Origin of the sequence: Saccharomonospora iraqiensis subsp. paurometabolica YIM 90007, assembly GCF_000231035.2 — a bacterium.
Lineage (GTDB): Bacteria > Actinomycetota > Actinomycetes > Mycobacteriales > Pseudonocardiaceae > Saccharomonospora > Saccharomonospora paurometabolica.
Genome location: NZ_KI912215.1, coordinates 42,903 through 43,380, shown reverse-complemented (window position 1 = coordinate 43,380; position 478 = coordinate 42,903). Strand labels below are relative to the sequence as shown.

Sequence of the window (478 nt, the reverse complement as noted above, 5' to 3'; positions counted from 1 at the left end):
CGTCGGGGCGCCCGCGCGGCGACCACGCGAGCACCCGCCTGCCCTCCGACCGCAGTGTGCGTGCCGCGGCGGTCAGCGGGGCGAGGTTGCCGCCGTGCGCGTTGACCAGCACCACGGCGGGGAAGTGGTCGGCCGAGCGCACCAGCTCCACGAGCAGCAGTTCCAGTGCCGGGGCCCCGATCGACAGGGTCCCGGGGAAGGCGGCGTGTTCCCCGCTGGAGCCGAACGCCACCGGGGGCGTCACCGCGACCCCGTCGTGGCCCGCGGCGAGCCTGCGGCACAGCTCCACCGCGATCGTGGTGTCGGTGTCCAGCGGCAGGTGCGGGCCGTGCTGTTCGGTGGCCCCCACCGGCACCGCCAGCACCGGGTCACCGACCTCCGGCCAGCGCCGCCGGGCCAGCTCCGCCGGCACGGGATCCCCGCCGGTCACGTGTCGACCTCGGTGAACGCCGGCAGCAGCGGCGCGGCCGTGCGGTGC

Annotated in this window: 1 protein-coding gene; it reads right to left on the bottom strand. The window is 77.4% G+C overall.

What is annotated here, in order from left to right; genetic code table 11:
- A partial coding sequence (locus SACPADRAFT_RS25950; RefSeq protein WP_233357131.1) for a creatininase family protein occupies nucleotides 1–430 on the bottom strand: 430 nt, incomplete at its 3' end.
- Nucleotides 431–478: the final 48 nt, after the last annotated feature.